This window comes from Capilliphycus salinus ALCB114379 (assembly GCF_047276495.1).
Lineage (GTDB): Bacteria > Cyanobacteriota > Cyanobacteriia > Cyanobacteriales > Microcoleaceae > Capilliphycus > Capilliphycus salinus.
In genome coordinates, this window is sequence record NZ_CP178543.1 from 759240 (window position 1) to 780125 (window position 20886).

16 protein-coding genes are annotated in these 20886 nt (G+C 44.3%); 5 read left to right on the forward strand and 11 right to left on the reverse strand.

Annotation, left to right across the window (positions count from 1 at the left end; all coding sequences use genetic code 11):
- Nucleotides 1-213 precede the first annotated feature (213 nt).
- From ACL6C3_RS03210 to ACL6C3_RS03235, 6 genes are all read right to left on the reverse strand, one after another.
- Nucleotides 214-960: a 4'-phosphopantetheinyl transferase family protein gene (locus tag ACL6C3_RS03210; RefSeq protein ID WP_413165286.1), complete on the reverse strand. Its 747-nt coding sequence runs from the start codon at nucleotides 958-960 to the stop codon at nucleotides 214-216.
- 4 nt (nucleotides 961-964) lie between these two features.
- On the reverse strand, nucleotides 965-3184 hold the full coding sequence (locus tag ACL6C3_RS03215) for a GumC family protein (protein WP_413165287.1): 2220 nt from the start codon (nucleotides 3182-3184) through the stop codon (nucleotides 965-967).
- Between the two features lie 101 nt (nucleotides 3185-3285).
- Nucleotides 3286-4923 (reverse strand): SLBB domain-containing protein, encoded by a 1638-nt coding sequence (locus tag ACL6C3_RS03220; RefSeq protein WP_413165288.1) that lies wholly within the window; start codon nucleotides 4921-4923, stop codon nucleotides 3286-3288.
- Nucleotides 4924-5166: 243 nt separating this feature from the next.
- A complete protein-coding gene (locus ACL6C3_RS03225; RefSeq protein ID WP_413165290.1) occupies nucleotides 5167-5973 on the reverse strand; it encodes a cyanoexosortase B system-associated protein in 807 nt (268 codons plus the stop codon).
- Nucleotides 5974-6022: 49 nt separating this feature from the next.
- Nucleotides 6023-6898 carry a cyanoexosortase B gene (gene crtB / locus ACL6C3_RS03230; RefSeq protein ID WP_413165292.1) on the reverse strand — a complete coding sequence of 292 codons (876 nt, stop codon included), beginning with the start codon at nucleotides 6896-6898 and terminating at the stop codon, nucleotides 6023-6025.
- Between the two features lie 234 nt (nucleotides 6899-7132).
- Nucleotides 7133-8281 carry a DegT/DnrJ/EryC1/StrS family aminotransferase gene (locus ACL6C3_RS03235; protein WP_413165294.1) on the reverse strand — a complete coding sequence of 383 codons (1149 nt, stop codon included), beginning with the start codon at nucleotides 8279-8281 and terminating at the stop codon, nucleotides 7133-7135.
- A gap of 369 nt (nucleotides 8282-8650) precedes the next feature.
- Between ACL6C3_RS03235 and ACL6C3_RS03240 the strand changes: the two genes are divergently transcribed.
- Complete coding sequence (locus ACL6C3_RS03240) at nucleotides 8651-9028, forward strand: rhodanese-like domain-containing protein (RefSeq protein WP_413165295.1); 378 nt, start codon at nucleotides 8651-8653, stop codon at nucleotides 9026-9028.
- A gap of 513 nt (nucleotides 9029-9541) precedes the next feature.
- Nucleotides 9542-10015 (forward strand): peptidoglycan-binding domain-containing protein, encoded by a 474-nt coding sequence (locus ACL6C3_RS03245; protein ID WP_413165297.1) that lies wholly within the window; start codon nucleotides 9542-9544, stop codon nucleotides 10013-10015.
- A 704-nt stretch (nucleotides 10016-10719) separates the two neighbouring features.
- On the opposite strand, the gene ACL6C3_RS03250 is transcribed toward ACL6C3_RS03245, so the two are convergent.
- Nucleotides 10720-11394 carry an MOSC domain-containing protein gene (locus tag ACL6C3_RS03250; protein ID WP_413165298.1) on the reverse strand — a complete coding sequence of 225 codons (675 nt, stop codon included), beginning with the start codon at nucleotides 11392-11394 and terminating at the stop codon, nucleotides 10720-10722.
- 79 nt (nucleotides 11395-11473) lie between these two features.
- On the opposite strand from ACL6C3_RS03250, the gene ACL6C3_RS03255 reads away from it, so the two are divergent.
- Nucleotides 11474-11650, forward strand: a complete 177-nt coding sequence (locus tag ACL6C3_RS03255; protein WP_413165300.1) for a hypothetical protein — start codon at nucleotides 11474-11476, stop codon at nucleotides 11648-11650.
- Here ACL6C3_RS03255 and ACL6C3_RS03260 read toward each other — a convergent pair.
- Nucleotides 11640-12578 carry a UbiA family prenyltransferase gene (locus ACL6C3_RS03260; RefSeq protein WP_413165302.1) on the reverse strand — a complete coding sequence of 313 codons (939 nt, stop codon included), beginning with the start codon at nucleotides 12576-12578 and terminating at the stop codon, nucleotides 11640-11642. The two genes, ACL6C3_RS03255 and ACL6C3_RS03260, sit on opposite strands and share 11 nt — an antisense overlap.
- A gap of 381 nt (nucleotides 12579-12959) precedes the next feature.
- On the reverse strand, nucleotides 12960-13187 hold the full coding sequence (locus ACL6C3_RS03265) for an NblA/ycf18 family protein (RefSeq protein ID WP_413165304.1): 228 nt from the start codon (nucleotides 13185-13187) through the stop codon (nucleotides 12960-12962).
- Nucleotides 13188-13626: 439 nt separating this feature from the next.
- Between ACL6C3_RS03265 and ACL6C3_RS03270 the strand changes: the two genes are divergently transcribed.
- A complete protein-coding gene (locus tag ACL6C3_RS03270; protein ID WP_413165305.1) occupies nucleotides 13627-15510 on the forward strand; it encodes a metallophosphoesterase family protein in 1884 nt (627 codons plus the stop codon).
- Nucleotides 15511-16151: 641 nt separating this feature from the next.
- Here ACL6C3_RS03270 and ACL6C3_RS03275 read toward each other — a convergent pair.
- Both ACL6C3_RS03275 and ACL6C3_RS03280 read right to left on the reverse strand, forming a co-directional pair.
- A complete protein-coding gene (locus ACL6C3_RS03275) occupies nucleotides 16152-17066 on the reverse strand; it encodes an ROK family protein (RefSeq protein ID WP_413165307.1) in 915 nt (304 codons plus the stop codon).
- A 50-nt stretch (nucleotides 17067-17116) separates the two neighbouring features.
- Nucleotides 17117-17383, reverse strand: a complete 267-nt coding sequence (locus ACL6C3_RS03280) for a hypothetical protein (protein ID WP_413165308.1) — start codon at nucleotides 17381-17383, stop codon at nucleotides 17117-17119.
- Between the two features lie 252 nt (nucleotides 17384-17635).
- Between ACL6C3_RS03280 and carB the strand changes: the two genes are divergently transcribed.
- Nucleotides 17636-20875: a carbamoyl-phosphate synthase large subunit gene (gene carB / locus ACL6C3_RS03285; protein WP_413165310.1), complete on the forward strand. Its 3240-nt coding sequence runs from the start codon at nucleotides 17636-17638 to the stop codon at nucleotides 20873-20875.
- Nucleotides 20876-20886 lie beyond the last annotated feature (11 nt).

Here is a 20886-nt window from a genome sequence, read left to right on the forward strand (position 1 = left end):
CGTCCGTTGCTTCTCGACTATTCCGCCAAGTCAGCACTGCCTCACCAGTTACTAGTGAATAGGGTAAGGGGTAAAGGGTAAGGGGTAAGGGGTAAGAGGCAATTCTGTACGCGCAGCGAGCGCGAACGCGCTTACTCCTGACGACTGACATCACGACGACTGACATCACGACTTCTGACTTCTGCCTATTGCCTGTTGCCTATTGCCTGTTGCCTATTGCCTATTGCCTGTTCCCTGTTGCCTATTGCCATAACAATCAATTTGACAAATATTATAGTCTTTTCCCTCCACTGCGATCGCCGCACAATAGTTTTCACCCAAATCTAGAGATTGCAGCCCCCACTGAAAACCCCTACAATCAACAGTTAAATTCTCAGCAGATTCTAACTCCGATAACGAAATTTCCACCGTTTCCAACCCCGCCAACCCCTCTCCCGTCGCCTTCACATAGGCTTCTTTCGCCGTCCACAACTGAAAAAAAGCCTTTAGTTGTTCCTTCTGTTGCAAACCCCTCAAAAATAAATATTCCGACTCGCGAAAAAACCGCTTCGCCAGTTGCAAAACCTCAATCGATCGTATATACTCCACATCAATTCCCACCCTACGGTTAAGCGCGATCGCCAATAATCCCTTATCCTCAGAATGAGATACATTAAACTCAATCCCCGTCGAATGGGTCTTTAACTGCGGCTTTCCCCGTTCGCTGTAGCTAAACTCGAACTCCGACGGCGACAAACCCAAATAACCGCCTAAAATCATTCTGAGAACCCCTCTGACGACGATATAACGGACGCGATCTTGTTTTTGGCGATATCGGTTGGCTCGTTGTCGCTCATCCGGTGAAAGCACCCGCTCAAATTGTCCGAGTTGTTCGCCCAAAAGCCCAAACTCCACCGACCAAACTTGAACCGAACCGGGCAAAAGAGGATACACTGTCGGCAGATCCAAAATCCAATTCATCAATTTATCGTTTAACTTTCGACGGTAACTGAGCAACTTGATGAGATTGATCGAGGACCGGTTGGGTGTAGGGCGAATTTAGAGGGACTAAATTCTCCTCGGTTGGCTCATCATACCAGTCTACCTCCAGATCGGCTCCATTAATAATCGCACCTAACAGACGAGGACGGTATTTGCTGGCATCTTCGTCTTCATCGACTTCTGTCAACTGATCGGCCAATTCTCCAAGCTGACCGGATAGGGTATAGGAAGGACGAGCCACCAACACCATACCATCGGTTGAGGGTTCTAGGGTCAAAGCATCGTTATTGGCGTTCAGAGACGGAACATCAATAATCACCATATCAAAGCGATAGCGGACTTCACTGAGTAAACGTTTCATCTCGCTCGACTCCAAAACCGTCGCCGCTTGTCGCACAGGTCCCGGACTGGGAATCACATACAAATTCTCGACATCGGGAACCAGGCGGATACAATTATTGGCATCCCCGTAGTAGCGTAACGGTTCAGTTGCACTCAAGGGTTCGGGTGCCAATTTCAATAATTCTACCCGAGACGGCGATCGCAAATCCCCTTCAATTAACAACGTCCGTTTTCCGGCACGGGCGGTGGCAATCGCTAAATTATAAGCACAAAAGGTTTTTCCTTCCAAATCCCCCGCACTGGTAATCAGCACCACTCTGGCCGGTTTTTCCCCGCTGCGCTGTAAATTGCTCCGCACTTTTTCATAATATTCTAAATAGGGAGAATGGGGTTTGAGAATCAGAGGCATCACCGCAGAAGATCCCTCCAATACCATCACATTCGGTAACAGACCCAATACCGGAACCTCTCGTTCTTGCAAAGCGCCTTTGATTTCTTCCCAAGTGTAGAATTTGCCACTGAGCATTCCCAGTACAAAGATTAACACCGCTCCGCCGACAACGCCGGCCAGTCCACCCCCGGCTAAAATCAGAACCATACTGATCGCTTCCGGAACTTCTACATCTCCTGCATAAGCTTCTTGGGCGACTTTTAAACTGCTGGCCGTTTCCGCTTCCGCCGCTTGAGAGTCTACTAACTGAGCCTTCATTTTATCGTACAAGGCTTTTTTGTAGAGAACTTCTTGTTCGAGCCGCTGTTTTTCTAACTGTTTGTTGGGTAAAGTTTGGTAATCTTCTCGTAAAGAAGCTTCAATTCTTTTGAGATTTTCTAATTGTTGTTGTAAGGTTTCTTTTTGCGTTTGTAACGTCATCAAATTTTGCGCCAATTGTTGACGGGCCGGATCGAGAGAAGAATCGACCCGAATTTGATCGGCTTGTCTTAAAGGGGCGGCGATTCCATCTCCTCCTAACACTTCCGACGCCCGTTCTTGTAATTGTCGTTCGGCGGCTTGTTTTTGTTTAATTAAAGCGGCAACTTGGGGATGTTGGTCTCGATAATCTTGACGTAAAAGGGCAAGCTGAGACTCAATTTGATACAGTTGAACCCGTAACTGGGCGATAATCGGATCGGCCGTTAACGCTTGGGAAACATAGGCTTGATCGGCGCTCAATCCCAGTCTGGACTGCAAACTTTGTATTTGTGCGGTAATCGTTTCGATTTGAATTTGTACATCTTGCTGTTGTTTTTGACTGGTAACAATTGCCTCGGGTAAAGCCCCACTTTCGATCGCCAGTAACGTTGCTCCTTCCCGTTTATCGTATTCTTCTAAGGCTTTTTCCGCCTGTCTTAATTCTTGCTCTACCGGCTCCAAACGGGTCGTCACCGTATCAATAATATCCCGCAGATGTTGAGTATTAATCAAGCGACTCTGCTCGATCATCTCCCCCATCATTACATTAACAATTTCTACCGCTCGTTCCCGGTTTCTATCTCGAAAACTGACTTGAATAAAACTCGGGGCCTCCGCTTCATTTTTAACATTTACCTTTAAGTGATCTTTCAACTCTTTGGGAGTCACATTCACAGTCGCCATGACACTTTCAACCACGCGGGGTTGCAGCAACATTCCTTGATCGAGTTGCTGTCCTCTTTCGCGAATACTTTGACCCGTTTGTGAAAAGAGTACGGGGGGATTTTGATAGGTTAAAACCCCGTTAGCGGTGTAGGGGGGAGCCTCTGGCGGTTCTAAAATCATCGTTACCGCTCCCGAAACTCCCAAAGCCAGCATAAAGGTCGAAAGTCCCGCCCATTTATACTGTTCAAAGGCGATCAGATATCGTTTAACAATAGGTAAAGTCATAAGTCAGTTTTTACTCAAAACATTAGGTTAAATTAACAAGGTCAAAAAACAGTTTCTTCTCATAATTTTAACAATCGCTTCTCAAGAAATACAAGATAAAATTATCGATTGCGATTTCCCTCACTGTTGGGGCCGAATAGATCTTCTGCCGCATTACTAATCTCTCTAAAAAACAGCAAAAAGCCGAGAATATCCCGAAACGGCTGAGTAAAGGTATTGAGAAAATAACTAACATCTGCCGCAAAATTGCGATCGATGACAATTACATCTTCATCTTGCAACAAAATATTATCGCTGGGATCGCCTTGTAACACTTCTCTACCATTGAGAGTCCGGGTAATGGCTCTACCTTGTTGCGGATCGAAGCGAATTAAGGTGATTTCATCTAACTTCGCCGTTGCTAACGGAACATTATTCAAAATATCGACAAAGGTACTCCCATTGGGTAAATTCACCGATCCCACCGCTCCGCCTGCATTGCTGAGAATTCGCACGGTAATCTGTTGATTGACCAATGTAGAATTCGCCACCAACTTCCGATTATAATCGCCTTCGTCTTCTGCTGACAGTTGCGGTACAATCACCGAATCCCCATTGGATAGCGCCACATTCGGTAAAGCCGTTGCTTCTTCTAACGGAGAATACAGATCCACCACATCTTGAATGACCCGACCATCAATGGTGACGCGACAGACAATCACCGATCGCAAATCCGCCGTTAAAGTCGCCCCTCCCGCTGCTAAAATCGCCGCAGAGACCCGCCCCAACCCCGCCGGTAAGGTATAAAAGCCCGGTTTGACCACTTGTCCGACAATGGTCACTTCGACGGGTGTAGGCGCTGCGGCTAAACTATAAGACTCGATAATCTCCCGTTCCGGGCCTTGAGTGGGTAGGGTTTCTTGGGTAGGAACGTAGATAATATCTCGGTCTTCTAAACGAATATCAGGGGGCGCTAAACCGGCCAACAAAGGCGTCAATAAATCAATTTCTGCGGCTAAAGTTCGACCGTCGGGTAAATTTCGCCGCAGTTGAACCGAACGTAAATCGGCATTTGAACGGGTTCCCCCGGCCGTTGACAGGGCGATCGCCAGTTGAGGGCTTCCCAACGGATAAAAACCGGGTCGGGCGACTTGTCCGGTGACGGTGACTTGTACGGGCCGCTGGGCTAACAAGGAAACGTTGACTTGGGGATTTTTCACAAACTGATTTAAGCGGGTCTGAATTTCCCGTTCAATATCTTGTAAAAATAATCCTTCTAGTCTGACGGTGCCAATTAAAGGGATAATGGTTGTTCCTTCCGGGCCGACGACCGCATTGGGAATACTTAATTCTGCCGATCGCAAACCGTTAACAAAGATATCAATAAAAATTTGATCTCCAGGCCCCAACCGGTAGCGTTCGATCTGATTTTCGTTCGCCCGTTCAAAATAGGAAATATCGACAGGAATTAAATTGGGTTCGAGCGGTTGTTCTACTTGTCTCGGCGGGCTTCCTGGCCGTTGAAATAATCGTAAAATTTCCGGCGTATATTGGGGTTCTACTTGTTCTAACAGTTCGATTTTGCGATCGACAAACTCTTGAGGTAAAACACATTGATCGGGAATTTCCTGGGCTTTGATTTTGCGAACCAATACAAAGCTATCAACTCCTCCGATCAGTACAGTTAATCCTAAAGTCCAACTTCCCGAGTAAAGACCCGCCACCAATACTGAGATTAACCGATGAATTGAATTAACCATAAAACATTTTTTCTAAGAATAGGCAGTTATCAGTTATCAGCGATCAGTGATCAGTGATCAGTGTTGTAGGGGCGGGTTTTGTAATGATGTATGTTTCCCAGAAATAACCTATATAAACCCGCCCTTTCAGTCAACAGTTTTTTCAGTTGTCAGTTTTCAGTAACCTTAAGACTTCTTTGGTCCCGACACCTGAAACCTGACACCCGACACCTGACACCTGACACCTAACACCTGCAAACCCCTTTATTTGTCACCTGTCACCTTTTCGCTGTTGTTGACGGTGAAAGTTTCTGCTTCCAGTGCGGCTTGAATGCTTTGACTCAGCGAACGGCCAACATCCTCTACTTGTTCTATATTACCTAAAGGTTCAATGGGAATTAACACGTTAACGGCTACCCAAGGCGCCCGTTTTTGGGATAATTGAGCCAAGCGATCGGCCATAAACCAATGGCTGGTTGCGGGACTACCCCCATCGGGCCAAGCGTACCATTGCATGACCGCATAGGTTTGTCTTAAGCGCTGTTTTTGGTAAAGATCGCACAATTGATCGGAGGTACAATCTTTCCACAATAAACTTAATAACGGGTTGGTGGCTTGCGTCCAACTGCGGAAAAATTGAGCGCTAAATTCTGTAGAAGATGATCCGTTTTCCGACGGGTTAACGGTTAAGCGCAAACGGCGAGAAGAATCGGTTTTCCATTGTTGAAACCCGTTGAGATCCATCCATTCTACTTGCGGTCTATCTTTATAATATTTCTGCACGAGCATTAATAAAATTGCCGTTTGATTGTTTTGTTCGACGGTTTGAATTAACCAGTCGTGACCGCGAAGCGTCATCAGTTTGTGGTCGAGGGTTTTCCATCCGGTTAGATCTAAACCCTGTTCTCGAATTTGTTGTAATTGCTCTAAAGTTTGCAGTTGCGGTTGGTCTGCCCAAGTCCATTTTCCGGTGAGATAACCGGGAATTGCTGCGACACTTAACAGCAACAATAAAAACACTAAAGCGATGATTTTAGCCGAGTTTTGCGGAAATTTTGCTTGCACAACCATAGGTCATTTTTAATGTTAATTTTGGATAATTTTAACGGGTTAATGAATCTCAGCTTGCGGATCTCGGTTCAACATGATTTTGCATCCAATTAATTAACACGACTAATAAACCCAACATACAAGCCGAATACAAATCGCCGCCCCAACTGTCATGTAACCAGTGAAATAATCCCGCTTGACCCGTACCGTGAAACAAAGTCAGCAAAGTATTTCTAATAATATTGGCAACCACACTAATGGTTGCGGCACTCAACAAAAACACAATACTTTTGGTGCGGTCGGAAACTACCCCCGTCCAATATAACAGCATCAACCCGACATATAAACTGGTAAATAACATCTTCAGTCCGGCGCAGTGGGGAGCCACTTCAACAATTTGTCCGTTGACAAACAGATAAACTTGTTCAACCGTTACATTAAGATTAAATTGTACCAAAATAAATCCGGCGACTGCGGCAATAAATTTTTGTAAAGGAAATGCCAAAGGTTCGATTAAATAAGGTAAATGAGTCGGGGTGGCTAAGGCGACAAAAATTAACGGCCATTTCTCCAACTTTAAACCCGCAATTCCTTTTAACCACAAACACAATCCCGCTAAGACCAAGGGAAAAGAAAGGTTCACCAAATCGAATAAACCCGACCCATAACATAATCCCCCAACGATCAGCAAAATTGCACCAGCCGGATGGTTAGTATTAGGAAGTTGACTCCATTGGGTGCGTTGCATCCAAGCAATATAAGCCGCAAAGGGTAAACCAATTAAGCCATGACTAAAATATTCGTGTTCAATACTAATACTTTTTTCTAGCCAACCGTGATACCAATAAATTAATACAGGAGCGTACAATAATCCCAAAAGCATCACCAAAGCGGCATTTAACAAATATCGCTCGATAGCAATGGGAATTTTACGTTGAATTTGCATTGTTCTTGCTAACCCTTCAATAAATGTGTCCCGATCAAAAGTTTTCCCAAAAATATATTCTCAGCGATCGCCGCCAACAATTATCAGTAACCAGTGTTAACTGTTAGAAGGGCGGGTTTACAGAGGTTATTTGCGATCAACATAGATCGAGTCAGAACCCGCCCCTACACACTGGTGACGGGTTCTGAGTGACTGTATAAACCCGCCCCTACAGCCCCGTTGACGGTTTCATGTTTACTGATTTATTCCTAACACCGATTTAATAGATGCAACCACATGATGAATTTGATCGCTGCTAAGTCCAGGATACATCGGTAAGGAAAGAATTTGACGACTGAGCATTTCAGCCATCGGAAAATCACCTTCAGAATACCCCAAATGTTTGTAGGCCGGTTGGAGATGACAGGGGATCGGATAGTGAATTCCGCTCTGTACGCCGAATTCAGACAATTTCGCTTGTAGAGTATCGCGATCGATGCTACATTCATCCGTCACTCGAATCACATACAGATGATAAACATGACCGTTTTCACACTCATTTTGAATCGGGGTAATCCCCTGTTGACGCAGGGGTAACAACAAAGTATCATATTGTTCTGCCGCCAAATTGCGATCGCGATTCCAACCTTCCAAATGGGGAAGCTTCACCTTCAGAATCGCCGCTTGGATCGTATCTAAACGGCTATTAGTTCCCAGTTCCATGTGAACATATTTTTTCGGGGCGCCATAATTTCGGAGAGTTTTCATTTTTTGCGCCACGCTTTCGCTGCGAGTAATCAGCATTCCGCCATCTCCAAACGCCCCGAGATTTTTACTCGGATAGAAGCTAAAAGCCGCAGCCAATCCCACCGAACCAGCCCGATAGCCTTCTCGTTCGGCGAGGTGGGCTTGGGCGGCGTCTTCAAAGATCAGCAGGTTATAGGAATTGGCCAACTCCATCAACGCTCGGGGCGAGACCATTTGCCCGTAGAGATGAACAGGAACGATCGCTTTGGTTTTGGGGGTAATCGCTTTTTGGGCGGCTTCTAGGTCAATTAAAGCCGTCTGAGGGTCACAATCAACCAGAATAGGAGTGGCTCCCGAATGAAGCACGCCGATCGCCGTCGCAATAAAAGTATTGGCGGGTAAAATCACTTCATCGCCTTCGCCAATCCCGCAGGCTTGCAAGCCCAAGGCGATCGCATCGGTACCGCAGGCGACGCCGATACCGTACTGCACCCCACTGGCTTGAGCAAAAGCGGTTTCAAATTCTCCCAAAACTTGACCGAGGACAAAATCTCCTTTCTCGATCACGGCGGCGATCGCCTGTTCGATCTGTGTTTGTATGGGTTGCTGCTGTAGCTTGAGATCGACAAAAGGAACGGTCGTTAGTGTGCTAGTCATGGCTGATTTTCGTAATTGGCTGAACATTGGGGGTGGATTCGTTGAAATCACCAGGAACTTGCAACTTGAGATTGTTATAGAGCGATGAGATCAAGCCAGTGCAACACGCATTTTTTTAATTGATCTCGTAACTCGATCGGGGTGACTCAGCGGATCTTTGCATCAATAGCATAGCTCAGGAACACCTCGGGCTTGTGTGATCTCGAATCGTTCGGATTTCTTTAGAAATAGAATCAATAAGTTCTTGCTATATCTTTAGATAGAAATTCATAATTTTAGTCAAGTTTGAGCAACAAAAATTTGCATTTTTTGAAATATTTAGTTACATTTAGAGTAATTATCTGATTGTCAACATTCAATTTTTAGCTGATGAGTATACTTTCTAACTTCATCCCCACCCCGGAACCGATGAAACCCCAATCTCGGGTTCAAGATTTAAAAAGTCGTTTGGACTGGGGTGAACCCGCTTTAACTATCATTGATGTGCGTAGTCTCGAAGCTTTTAACGCCTGTCATATTCTCGGCGCTATTGGTATACCAATGGACAGATTGGTAGAGCGAGTACCGGAAACTTTAGAACCCGCTCGTGATATCTACGTTTATGGCGAAACCGATGAAGAAACAGCACAAGCCGCAGCTAAACTTCGTGAAGCCGGTTATCTTCGTATTGCTGAATTGATCGGTGGTGTTGCCGCATGGCGAGCAGTGGGTTATCCTGTTGAAGCGATCAGTGCGATCGTCACCTAAATTTAACCTTCTTTTGTTGATCACATCAATTCTGAGCAACAATTTTAGTCTTGCAGAAAAAGTTTCTGTGAGGCTTATTTTTTATGATGTTTTTTAGCAAAAAAACACTTATATTCGATTATAAAAAATTCTCTGCTTTGAGCCGAACTCTGAAAATGATCAGTGTTGAGAGACAATCGGCTTCTTCATTAGAATAAATATCAAAAATTTTTTACATTTTAAATAACCTCCAATATTTAATAAAAATTAACGGCTAATTCCTGAAAATATATCATTTGATGATGATAGTGCATCAAGGAATAATTAGGAATGAAACCCGACGCCTTTTTTCGTTTTCACCCTCACTTCAATAGCTTGATTTGCTTAAAATTTAACCCATCAAATCGGATTTTTAAAGTTCAAAAAATTCATCAAAAAACATTTGTGACTCTGGGAATATTATTGATAATATTTTCCAGATTAATTGCGGTTAACGCCGCACTACCACTGCAATTCGGAAACCGAGGCTCACAGGTGATTCAACTTCAAAAAAGATTGCACAAAATCGGTTATTTTAACTGGAAAATAACCGGGTATTATGGTAGTTTAACTGAAAATGCAGTTCGAGAATTTCAAGCCGCCAATGGACTCGAAGTTGATGGAATTGCAGGAAATAAAACCCTAGCCGCACTGGGATTATCCGAAGCAATTACCACGCAAATTTCACCGCCCCCCAGAGTGATGAAATTAGGAAGTAGTGGCTCCAAAGTTATCGAACTTCAACAATATTTACAGGTTTTGGGATATTATAATGAGGCGATTACAGGTTACTACGATCTGTTAACCCGAGAAGCCGTTATCCGATTTCAAACTGATGTAGGACTCACACCGGATGGTATTGTTGGTCCGCTCACTCAGGCGGCAATTGAATCGAAATTCAACGCTCCCCCCCTTTCAACTTCCACCTCAACTCCTTTATCTTTACCAGAGCGGGGAGATCTTCGTTAATCCTCTCTTTTAGGCTGATCTATAATTCACCTTTGTAATTCATTTTCAGTCAAAGATTAAACTGTTAGGCATCATCATTATACGATCGCGGCGGGTTGATGTCAGTTTTTTCTAGGAATTAAAATGGTGACGGGGCGGGTTTACAATACTTGTTTGCTGAGAATTCAAAGTTAACTCGAACCCGCCCCTACAAACCTGACATCCGACAGCCAACACCGATCTCTATCATGCTATTTAAATGGAGAACAGCCGATCAGCTTTTTACCGATTCAACTCAGTCGTTTTACACAACCCAACCGGACTCTTTATGCAAGCTTTAAAAAACAACAACTTGAGTTAACAACAGCGGGGCTAACTTGGGGGCTTTAGATACGGCTTAAAACCCCAGTTAAACATCTCAAACCCCAGGGATTTTTTTAGTAAATTTTCCGGGTTGGATTGGAAAAGTAAGAAATCTTTAATAAATTACGACAACCAACCCAAATCACGCACATGATTACCATGACTATCGCTCTAGCTATTAGCCTTTTCGGATTGAGTTCTACTGTTGCAGTTTCATTGCTATCGGTTTATTTGTTTATCCTAGAAGTAGATCATCCATCGGAGCAATAGCTTCGGCAATTTTATCCTATAATGTTATTTGGGCAGGTGATGAAATTATAGGGGTATAGAGGGTTAATGAAAAGCTGGGTGTAAATGAGTTATTATTTTATAGAATTCAAGAGTTTTTCTTGCCAATTAGCAGATAATAAAGGACAAGTTGCCAGTTTTCTTTTGACATCGGGATCGGTACAACGATTATACATGATGTCATTAGCCTGAGCAACTGTCCACTCGGGAAAAGGGCGGTCGCTTAATATTAATGGTAAACCCGATTGAACATAACCTTCTTTCAAAACTCGAAAATACCAACCTGTACGTCCGGTTTTTTGCACTTCTAAAGCTAAATCATCAATTCCCCAACGGCGAGATAATTTCCAGCAGGGTTTTCGAGGTTGAGACACCTGAATTTTGGCTTCGCCGACTTGATAAATATCACCAATACAAACCGATGTTTCCCTTTGTCCGCCAATGGTAAAATTCTCCCCAAAAGCACCGTAGGGAAAATTAATTTTATCTTGAATTTGATTTAAACTCTTTCTCCAAGTGGGATAGTGTTCCGCAGCATAACCCAAAACAGCTTTATCAACACCCCCGTGATTTTTCAAGTCCGCTTGACCATCACCAACCAAGTTCGTTTTTCCAAGCCAAATTAATCCTTGAATCGGTTCTTTAAAAAATCCGGTAGACCAAGAACCCTCCATCGGGTTAGTTGCTGCTTCTACACCGATTGTTTTAGGTAAACCCACTTGAATAGAACAAAGTTGAGGAATTGACATAAAATCGGTTTGAAAATCCTTTTGACGTTTATTTTATTGTATATTATAACTTCAACGAAGTCCAAATTCGAGGGAAACAATGGGTCGTTTACGTCAAAAAGCTTGTACGCTCTGTCAACAGTTTCAACCCGTACTTTATCGGGTTCAATACGATGAATCCCATCGGTGGGTGTTTGTTTGTCGTTGTTGTTGGGAAAAAATTAGCCAAGATAACCCCAATTATGTTTATGGCGGAACTTGGAAAGCTAAAAAGTAGTTGAAACATTTGGTGTGATTACACCCACGATTAAAGTTAATAAACCCGGTAAAAACAAGTAACCATCCAACACAATGTTATAAACATTTCGGGGGGTTTCGGGCGTTACCGTCCAAATGGCAATCAAGTTTAACAAAATACAAGGAATTACAACAACTGGAGACAAAATCGAAATCGGTTGAGTCCAACTCCAACCCGCAACCAATAGCAGAATTAAATTTAACCCCGTCCAAAAAATACGGGTTCCTCGAATCCCAATAATGAAAGGTAAAGTTCGCACCCCTTTTTCTCGGTCAGATTCTATATCTCGAATATCAAATAAATGGGAATTGGTTCCGACAAATATTAACAAAAAGAACGCAACTAAGGCGGTAAAATAGTTAAAACTCACCCCGGCATAAGCCAAAGGTACAGCAATCAAAGCATAAGTAATCACCCCGCAAACAATCCAAGCCTTAATTCCCGGTATATCTTTAGGGCGATACCAGTTTAAATTTCCCTGTTGTTGGAAAGGGAACAACGGCACCCCATAACTCAAGGGTAAAAGTCCGGCCCAACTTACCCGTTGAACCGATGCAGGCGCCCGATATAATAAGAATACAAAAGTCAAAATTGCAGCCGAGGCTAAAAATAAACTTCCCGGTTTTCTCACAAAATACTGTTCTTTTGAATCGAGACTTTTTTGAACGTAAGAGTCAACAATTCGGTCCAAGTTGTAGGGAATTAAAGCCGCAGCCAAGAGGAAAACAGCAGGATGCCAATCTATCGGGAGATTGAGGGCGGTTTGGACAAAAAAGACCAGAGAAGCGATTCCCGCAGCAACCCAAAGGTTAGAATAAACGATTAAAGATAAAAATTGCTCGTAGAATCCCTTCCCCAGTTGGGATAATTTTTGAAGATTATGAACAGATTGGCTTTCAAGAGACATAAATTTGAGTGTGAAAAAATCCTAACTTGTCAAATCACTACAAAAGCGATTCAACAGCAGAAGAAAAGCCCAAATTAAAACGAGAAGTGTAGCTAAAAGTATCATGGCTATTTCGTGGCGTTTGAGTGGAAAGCAAATTTTTGATAACTTATGAAAACTTATTGCTGTAGAGGAAGTTAACCCCGGATTTCTATCCTGCTTTGAAATAACCTAACTTTCATTCATTGAAAACATCGTGCTACACCGAATAAGTTAGCTGATGAATTTAGGATATGCGATATTTTTACAGGCGATATAACTTTCCTCTACAGCATTGTATCGTGCATCATTCATTCCTCAAAAAATTGAGCGAAAGGTTGAATTTCCTCCGAAAATCAAACCTTAGCCTATTTCCAGAGCTTCTGTGATGTCTTTATCAATACCCCAAGATTCTTTAATAATCTCGCGGAACAGATTTTCACGAATGATGGTACTTTTATATAAATCAACTAAAAGTTGTTTTGCTTCATCCTGAGAAATTGTTTCTACCTTGCGAGCAAAAGACTGTACTTGGAACTCTTGTTCTAAGGAAATATTTGAGTTTTGATTGTTTTGATTTTGGTTATCCATCGTTAAACCTCTGTGAGCAGTTAACTGAACGTCTGAACTGCATTTCCCAGTCAGACAGCCAGGTTTGTCCATTACGTTAACCATTGTAACGAAAATTTTACAAAATATGTCAAACTCTTGAAAAATTACTTCTTTCGTTGTATATCCTAGAGCCTATCGACCCGTACAGATGGGGTATGGCATCTGTTGACTTCCCCTGTATCGGACCGTTTTAGGGTTGCAGCTTCATATTCCCACCTATAAATTAAAATCAATATAAAGCTTTCGTAAAAACATCAATCCTTAGCAAATATTTAACCCCATTTTTACCTTAAAGCCCTAGACTCATCACCGTTGCTATAGGTAAATCGGGGTAGACTGCCCTGTATATCTATAATTCAGCCCTTGAACCCCAGAATTTCCACCCTCAAACCTGTTAACATTACTAACCGTAAAAAAGATGACGCATCTATCCAAAAGAATATTATTCTCTCAAGCGATTTCAGTTATTTCTATCGGAATAGGATTAATGAGTCCGGACCCTACTCATGCCGCAACTTTGCGAGTCAACCCCTACTTACAGCAACCCTCCTCCGATGGGATGTACTTTACCTGGTTTACCGAAGAAAACGTTAGCGGAACCCTCAGCATTAGCGGTCCGGGGTTAACCAGTCCCCTCACCTTAACCAGTACCCCCACCTTTGAACCCCTGCTATCCTACACCGAAGCCGAGAAAAATCAAGAAATTGACGGTTTAGAACCGGGGTCTTGGCTACTCGGCGATACCAACTACAAACACACCGCAGACGTTCGCGGACTCCTCCCCAACAAGACCTACAATTATTCCGTTACCGTCGGCGACAATATCTTCAACTCCACCTTTACAACCGCCCCCACCGCAGACGACTGGAGTAATATTCGGTTTATCGCGTTATCCGACAGCGAAACCGAACCCTTTGGGCGGGTTAACAGCCGGGACTGGCAACAGGGCGCCCTCGCCCCCGGTTCCGCCGAACGTCCCGACCCCGTTAACAGCCAGTGGGCGGAAACCTTCGGGACAACCGGAAGCAGACTGTTATATGCGTTAACCGAAACCGAAGGCTACAGAAACAACCTGGAAGTTATCAACAGCCGCAACCCGAACTTTTTGATGATGCCGGGTGACTTGGTTCAGGGTGGAGGTTATCAACCCGGTTGGGATGAATTTTTCCGCCACAATGCCGGCGAGTTTGATAGCGGACTCTCCCAATATCCGATATTACCCGCCCTCGGCAACTGGGAAAACTTCGGCGCCCTCAACGGGGGTTATGGGTTTGACGCCGACGGACGTTTCGGCCCCAAATTTGCCCGGGACAAGTACCACGTTTACTTCGACGCCCCCGAAAATGGTACACCCGAACATCAAGACAACTATTATCGCGTTGACTACGGCCCCGTTACTATTATTACCCTCGACAGTTCCAACGGCGAACCCGATGACAGTCGCAGCAACTACGGGGGAGAAGGACAACCGCCCCAAATTAGCGGACGGGAATACACGGGTTCGGGTACGGATACTCAGGAGAATATTACGCGGGAAGAATACGAAGCGGTTGGCGGTACCGACTTGGCGGATTTTAATCCCGGAAGTACCCAGTGGAATTGGGCGGAAGCACAGTTAAAAGATGCCCGCGAAAAAGGTCAAATTGTTTTTGTACAGTTTCATCACGTTCCCTATTCTAACGGGACTCACGGACTGCCGATGAACCACGAAAATTCTTCGGGTCAGGGCGGAACTCCGATGCGTCAGTACCATCCTTTATTTGAAAAATATGGCGTTTCTGCGGTTTTCTCGGGTCACAGCGAGATGTTTGAACGCAGTTTTGTTGATGAAGATAATGATGGTATTGGGGTTAATTATTATGATGTTGGTGTTGCGGGGGATGGTTTGCGGGGCGAACGTACAGATGAGAATGGAGAGTTATTAAAGTATAACGAATTTGGTCAATGGTCGGCTGACCAAGATGAACCGGAATTTTGGCAAGAAGTGGATGGGGTTTTACAGTTGGTTGAAGGCGGGAAACATTACGGCCATTTGGAGGTTAATATTGAACGTTTGACCGGAGATGAAAATGCGTTTGCCAAGATTATGTTAACGCCGGTTCAGGTGTTTCCGGTTCTCGATAGCGATTACAATTTAATTAGAACCGAACGCCGAGTTTTGGGCGATGAAATTGTTTTGTTGGCGAGTGGGGATGGTTTGGTTAAGCCTGTTCCCGAACCGGGTTCAATTTTTGGGTTGTTAACCGTTGGTTTGGGTTTGACGGGTTTGAAATTGTTTAAATCTCACAAACCTGCAAAATAAAATAAACGGTTTTTTGACGTTTGGGTTTGGTGACGGGGCGGGTTTATTAACGTTAATTTGGGGTGACAAAAATTTCGTCGAACCCACCCATACATTCAATCCCATCCAATGATTCCCGTGACGGGGCGGGTTTATTAACGTTAATTTGGGGTGACAAAAATCTCATCGAACCCGCCCCTACATTCAATCCCATCCAACCCGTAGGGGCGGGTTCCGCAAAAATTTTCAAATCTCACAAATCACTGTAATAAACCCGCCCCACCCCAACAGATATTTGACCGAACAAAAAACGGTTTTTTGTCATTTTGGGGTAGGGTGGGTGACAGAATTAATCTTGGGGTTTTTTCCGATAATTCTCGAATGTTATCCACCCAACAAATGTTCTCAGGGGTAGGGTGGGTGACAGAATTAATCTTGGGGTTTTTTCCGACAATTCTCGAATGTCACCCACCTTACAAATATTCTCAGTAGATTGGTAGGGTGCATCAGACCCGAGAACTATTAATTACATTATTAACTGAAAAATCTGATGCACCCTACGGTTGTGATAAAAATTAGATTGGTAGGGTGCATCGGACCCGAAACCTCTCAATTAAATTATTAACTGAAAAATCTGATTCACCCTACGGTTGTGATAAAAATTATTGTTTTAAAACAAAAGTATCGAGCGCTAATTTAGCCGCACCAATAGCACCGGCTTGATTGCCTAATTCTGCTATTAACACTTGTAAATCCTGACGGGAACTCGCCAACACTCGCCGTTCAATTTCTGCAATTGTACTCGGTAAAAAAAACTCAGCACCCGCACTAATTCCACCGCCCAAAATAATCGCTTCTGGGGTTAAAATATAAATTAAACTCGCTAAACCTGCGCCCAATCTTTGACCGTACTGTTGCCAATATTCTATCGCGTTTGTATCGCCCGATTTTGCTTTGGCAGCGAGTTCGGCCGGTTCTAAACCCGTTTCTCGACGAATCGCTTGAATGGAGGCATACTGTTCTAAAGAACCCCGATTTCCGCTATTACAAATCGGGCCGTCAAAATTTAACGTAATTAATCCCAATTCTCCCGCAGTTCCATTTCGCCCAACAAATAATTCACCGTTAAGAATAATCGCCCCACCGACACCCGTTCCTAACGTTAACAAAATCAAATCTTTAAACCGACGTCCCGCCCCCAACCAAGCCTCTCCCAACCCCGCACAATTGGCATCATTTGCCATTACTACAGACAAGTTGGTTTTAGCTTCTACCCAATTGGCTAACGGCACATTTTGCCAATTTTTGAGGTTAATGGCAATCTGAGAAATGCGCCCGGAAGCATCCACCGGCCCCGGCAAACCGATGCCAATTCCGCCAACAGACTTGACATTTTCAGTAATTTGTGATAAACCCTCTAACAAAACTGAAAAAACCGCTTCCGGCGTTGCGGGTTGGGGAGTCGGAACCGTTAAAGACTGATGACAATTTCCCAACGCATCGAACCGTCCCAATTTAATCGCCGATCCGCCCAAATCAACGCCAATCACCTGAGTTAAAACTTGTTCGTTGTTCATGGTTTTATGATTATTAATAGCGGATCAAAAACAGCGAATATTGATTGATATTACTCCACTTCATCCCGGTCGATAGAAGTAGTAAAAATCGGTTCAACTCGTATCGCTTTAATACTCGAAGGACGAACAACCATATATTCTTTGTACTCCCCTTGCACCATCTTCAAGGGAACGTTAATAAACTCGTTAGAGTCGTGGTTGGGAATCAAAACCTTGCTGTACCAAACCTGAAACTCCTCAAGCTTGGAAAATTTGATTTCTTCCCGATGTCCCCCTTCCAGCATCAGGTAAACTGCAAATGAACTAGGCTTTGGCATAACCGATCCCCAAACGTGATAGATTCCTTCGTGTAGTCATTTTACCCCGCTCTGGGACTTCCTCGCTCACCGAAACATCAATTATCAATCTTCCCCCCTCCCCCTACACCCCCTGGACTCCATCACCTATTCCCTTCTTCCATTGCCTCAAAAGCTACAGTAAGTGTTAAGCCAAACCATTACCCTGACAATGGCGAGTTATGATTGACAACCAACGAATAACTCGATCTTACTAATCCATCAGGAAAAATTATGCCTCGACGCGACGATCTGCATAAAATCCTACTCTTAGGTTCTGGCCCAATTGTTATCGGACAAGCCTGCGAGTTCGACTACTCTGGAACCCAAGCCTGTAAAGCGCTGCGAGAGGAAGGATACGAAGTGGTGTTGGTCAACTCCAACCCCGCAACCATTATGACCGACCCCGAAACGGCGGAACGAACCTACATCGAACCCCTCGTTCCCGAAATTGTCGAAAAAGTAATCGAAAAAGAACGCCCCGACGCCCTGCTTCCCACGATGGGGGGACAAACTGCACTGAACCTGGCTGTGGCGTTGGCGAAAAATGGAGTTCTTGATAAATACGGCGTTGAGTTAATTGGCGCCAAATTAGAAGCCATTGAAAAAGCCGAAGACAGACAGCTTTTTAAAGAAGCAATGGAACGCATTGGTGTTGCTTGTTGTCCGTCTGGAATTGCCAGTAATATGGAAGAAGCCCGGGCTGTAGCCCACAAAATTGGCTCTTATCCTTTGATTATTCGTCCGGCGTTTACAATGGGCGGAACCGGTGGCGGTATTGCTTACAACCAAGAAGAATACGAAGAACTCGCCAGTGGGGGTTTAGATGCGTCTCCGGTTTCTCAAATTTTGGTTGAACAATCGTTGATTGGTTGGAAAGAATTTGAACTCGAAGTCATGCGAGATCTTGCAGATAATGTGGTGATTATCTGTTCGATTGAAAATATTGACCCGATGGGGGTTCATACGGGAGATTCGATCACCGTTGCACCCGCACAAACTCTCACCGATAAAGAATATCAACGCCTGCGGGATGCCGCAATTAAAATTATTCGAGAAATTGGGGTTGAAACGGGCGGATCTAATATTCAGTTTGCTATTAATCCGGTTAACGGGGATGTAATTGTTATTGAAATGAACCCCCGTGTTTCTCGTTCTTCTGCTTTGGCTTCTAAGGCGACCGGATTTCCCATTGCCAAATTTGCGGCAAAATTATCGGTGGGTTATACGCTTGATGAAATTAAGAACGACATTACCAAAAAAACCCCCGCTTCTTTTGAACCAACGATAGATTATGTCGTCACTAAAATTCCCCGTTTCGCCTTTGAAAAGTTTCCCGGTTCTCAACCCACTTTAACCACTCAAATGAAGTCTGTGGGCGAAGCAATGGCAATAGGGGGAACGTTCTGCGAGTCCTTCCAAAAAGCGCTGCGAAGTCTGGAAACCGGTTTATCGGGTTGGGGATGCGATCGCGCTGAAAAATTACCCAGTTTGGATAATATTGCGGGGTCTTTACGAACGCCTCACCCGGAACGAATTTTGGTGGTTCGACACGCTTTGATGTTGGGAATGTCGGTGGAGGAAATCTACGAACTGACGGGAATTGATCCCTGGTTTTTAGATAAGTTCCAACAGCTTTTAGAAACTGAGAAATTCCTCAAACGGACGCCGTTGAAACAGTTGGATGCGGATCAACTTTTGGCGGTTAAACGTTTGGGATTTAGCGATCGCCAAATTGCTTATGCCACCAAAACCACCGAAGATGAAGTTCGGGCTTACCGTTTACAATTGACGGTTAAACCGATTTACAAAATGGTGGATACCTGCGCGGCGGAATTTGAATCTAGAACGCCTTATTACTATTCTACCTATTGGGAAGAAGATGAGATTTTACCCTCGGAAAAACCGAAAGTAATGATTCTCGGAGGCGGTCCAAATCGCATCGGACAGGGGATCGAATTTGACTATTGTTGTTGTCATGCGTCCTATGCGTTGCGGGCGAATGGCTACGAAACCATCATGGTCAATTCCAACCCGGAAACGGTTTCTACAGACTACGATACCAGCGATCGCCTTTACTTTGAACCGCTGACCAAAGAAGACGTAATCAATATTATAGAGGCGGAAAAACCAGTTGGAATTATCATTCAGTTTGGCGGACAAACGCCCCTAAAATTGGCGGTTCCGCTGCAAAAATATCTCGAAGCCAACGCCGAGAAAAATCCCGATCTGAAAATTTGGGGAACCTCACCCGACTCTATTGACGCCGCAGAAGATCGAGAACGGTTTGAAAAGATTTTGCGGGAATTAAACATTCAACAGGCGCCGAATGGAATTTCTCGCAGTTTTGAAGAATCTTTAGCCGTAGCGAGTCGAATTGGTTATCCGGTTGTTGTGCGTCCTTCTTATGTTTTGGGGGGACGGGCGATGGAAATTGTTTTCTCCGATGAAGACTTGGAACGTTATATGATGTTTGCGGTACAAGTTGAACCGGATCATCCAATTTTGGTCGATAAGTTCTTAGAAAATGCGATCGAAGTTGATGTCGATGCGATCGCCGATCATACCGGAGAAGTCGTCATCGGTGGGATTATGGAACACATCGAACAAGCCGGGGTTCACTCGGGAGATTCGGCCTGTTCTATACCCTATCAAACCCTGCCAAAAAGCGCAATTGAAACCATACGACGCCAAACCATTGAGTTAGCAAAGGCGTTAAAAGTTATCGGTTTGATGAATATTCAGTTTGCGGTACAAGGCGAACAAGTGTTCATTTTAGAAGCGAATCCTCGGGCGTCTCGAACCGTTCCGTTTGTGTCGAAAGCGATCGGAGTTCCGTTGGCAAAAATGGCGTCTTTGGTGATGTCCGGTAAGACGTTAAAAGAGTTGGAATTTACCGAAGAAAAAGTTCCCACCTATGTATCGGTAAAAGAAGCCGTTCTTCCGTTTGCAAAATTCCCCGGAACCGACGTATTATTGGGGCCGGAAATGCGTTCAACCGGGGAAGTCATGGGAATCGATACCGACTTTGGGAAAGCGTTTGCCAAAGCAGAACTTGCGGCGAGTCAACTGTTACCCCTATCGGGAACGGTATTCGTTTCGATGAATGATCGGGATAAAATGGCGGTAGTTCCAATTGTGCGAGATTTTATCGAATTAGGATTTAAAGTCACCGCAACAATGGGAACTCGTCGGGTATTGTGGGAACACGGCGTTAAAGTCGATTTAGAATTAAAACTCCATGAAGGGCGCCCCCACGTGTTGGATGCGATGAAAAATCAAAACGTTCAACTCGCAATTATTACCCCATCCGGGGAAGAAGCAAGGGCGGACGGAATATTAATTCGTCGGACGGCGTTAGCGTACAAAATCCCCATTATTACAACAATAGCGGGGGCGAAAGCAACTATTGCGGCGATCCGTTCGTTGAAGTCGGAGTCCGTGGAAGTTAAAGCCGTTCAAGACTACTACTAAACGTCTAAATA

Coding starts and splice junctions, on each gene's coding strand:
- ACL6C3_RS03210 (WP_413165286.1), bottom strand. CDS start 960: ATGAATTGGATTTTGGATCTGCCGACAGTGTATCCTCTTTTGCCCGGT.
- ACL6C3_RS03215 (WP_413165287.1), bottom strand. CDS start 3,184: ATGACTTTACCTATTGTTAAACGATATCTGATCGCCTTTGAACAGTAT.
- ACL6C3_RS03220 (WP_413165288.1), bottom strand. CDS start 4,923: ATGGTTAATTCAATTCATCGGTTAATCTCAGTATTGGTGGCGGGTCTT.
- ACL6C3_RS03225 (WP_413165290.1), bottom strand. CDS start 5,973: ATGGTTGTGCAAGCAAAATTTCCGCAAAACTCGGCTAAAATCATCGCT.
- crtB (WP_413165292.1), bottom strand. CDS start 6,898: ATGCAAATTCAACGTAAAATTCCCATTGCTATCGAGCGATATTTGTTA.
- ACL6C3_RS03235 (WP_413165294.1), bottom strand. CDS start 8,281: ATGACTAGCACACTAACGACCGTTCCTTTTGTCGATCTCAAGCTACAG.
- ACL6C3_RS03240 (WP_413165295.1), top strand. CDS start 8,651: ATGAGTATACTTTCTAACTTCATCCCCACCCCGGAACCGATGAAACCC.
- ACL6C3_RS03250 (WP_413165298.1), bottom strand. CDS start 11,394: ATGTCAATTCCTCAACTTTGTTCTATTCAAGTGGGTTTACCTAAAACA.
- ACL6C3_RS03255 (WP_413165300.1), top strand. CDS start 11,474: ATGGGTCGTTTACGTCAAAAAGCTTGTACGCTCTGTCAACAGTTTCAA.
- ACL6C3_RS03260 (WP_413165302.1), bottom strand. CDS start 12,578: ATGTCTCTTGAAAGCCAATCTGTTCATAATCTTCAAAAATTATCCCAA.
- ACL6C3_RS03265 (WP_413165304.1), bottom strand. CDS start 13,187: ATGGATAACCAAAATCAAAACAATCAAAACTCAAATATTTCCTTAGAA.
- ACL6C3_RS03270 (WP_413165305.1), top strand. CDS start 13,627: ATGACGCATCTATCCAAAAGAATATTATTCTCTCAAGCGATTTCAGTT.
- ACL6C3_RS03275 (WP_413165307.1), bottom strand. CDS start 17,066: ATGAACAACGAACAAGTTTTAACTCAGGTGATTGGCGTTGATTTGGGC.
- ACL6C3_RS03280 (WP_413165308.1), bottom strand. CDS start 17,383: ATGCCAAAGCCTAGTTCATTTGCAGTTTACCTGATGCTGGAAGGGGGA.
- carB (WP_413165310.1), top strand. CDS start 17,636: ATGCCTCGACGCGACGATCTGCATAAAATCCTACTCTTAGGTTCTGGC.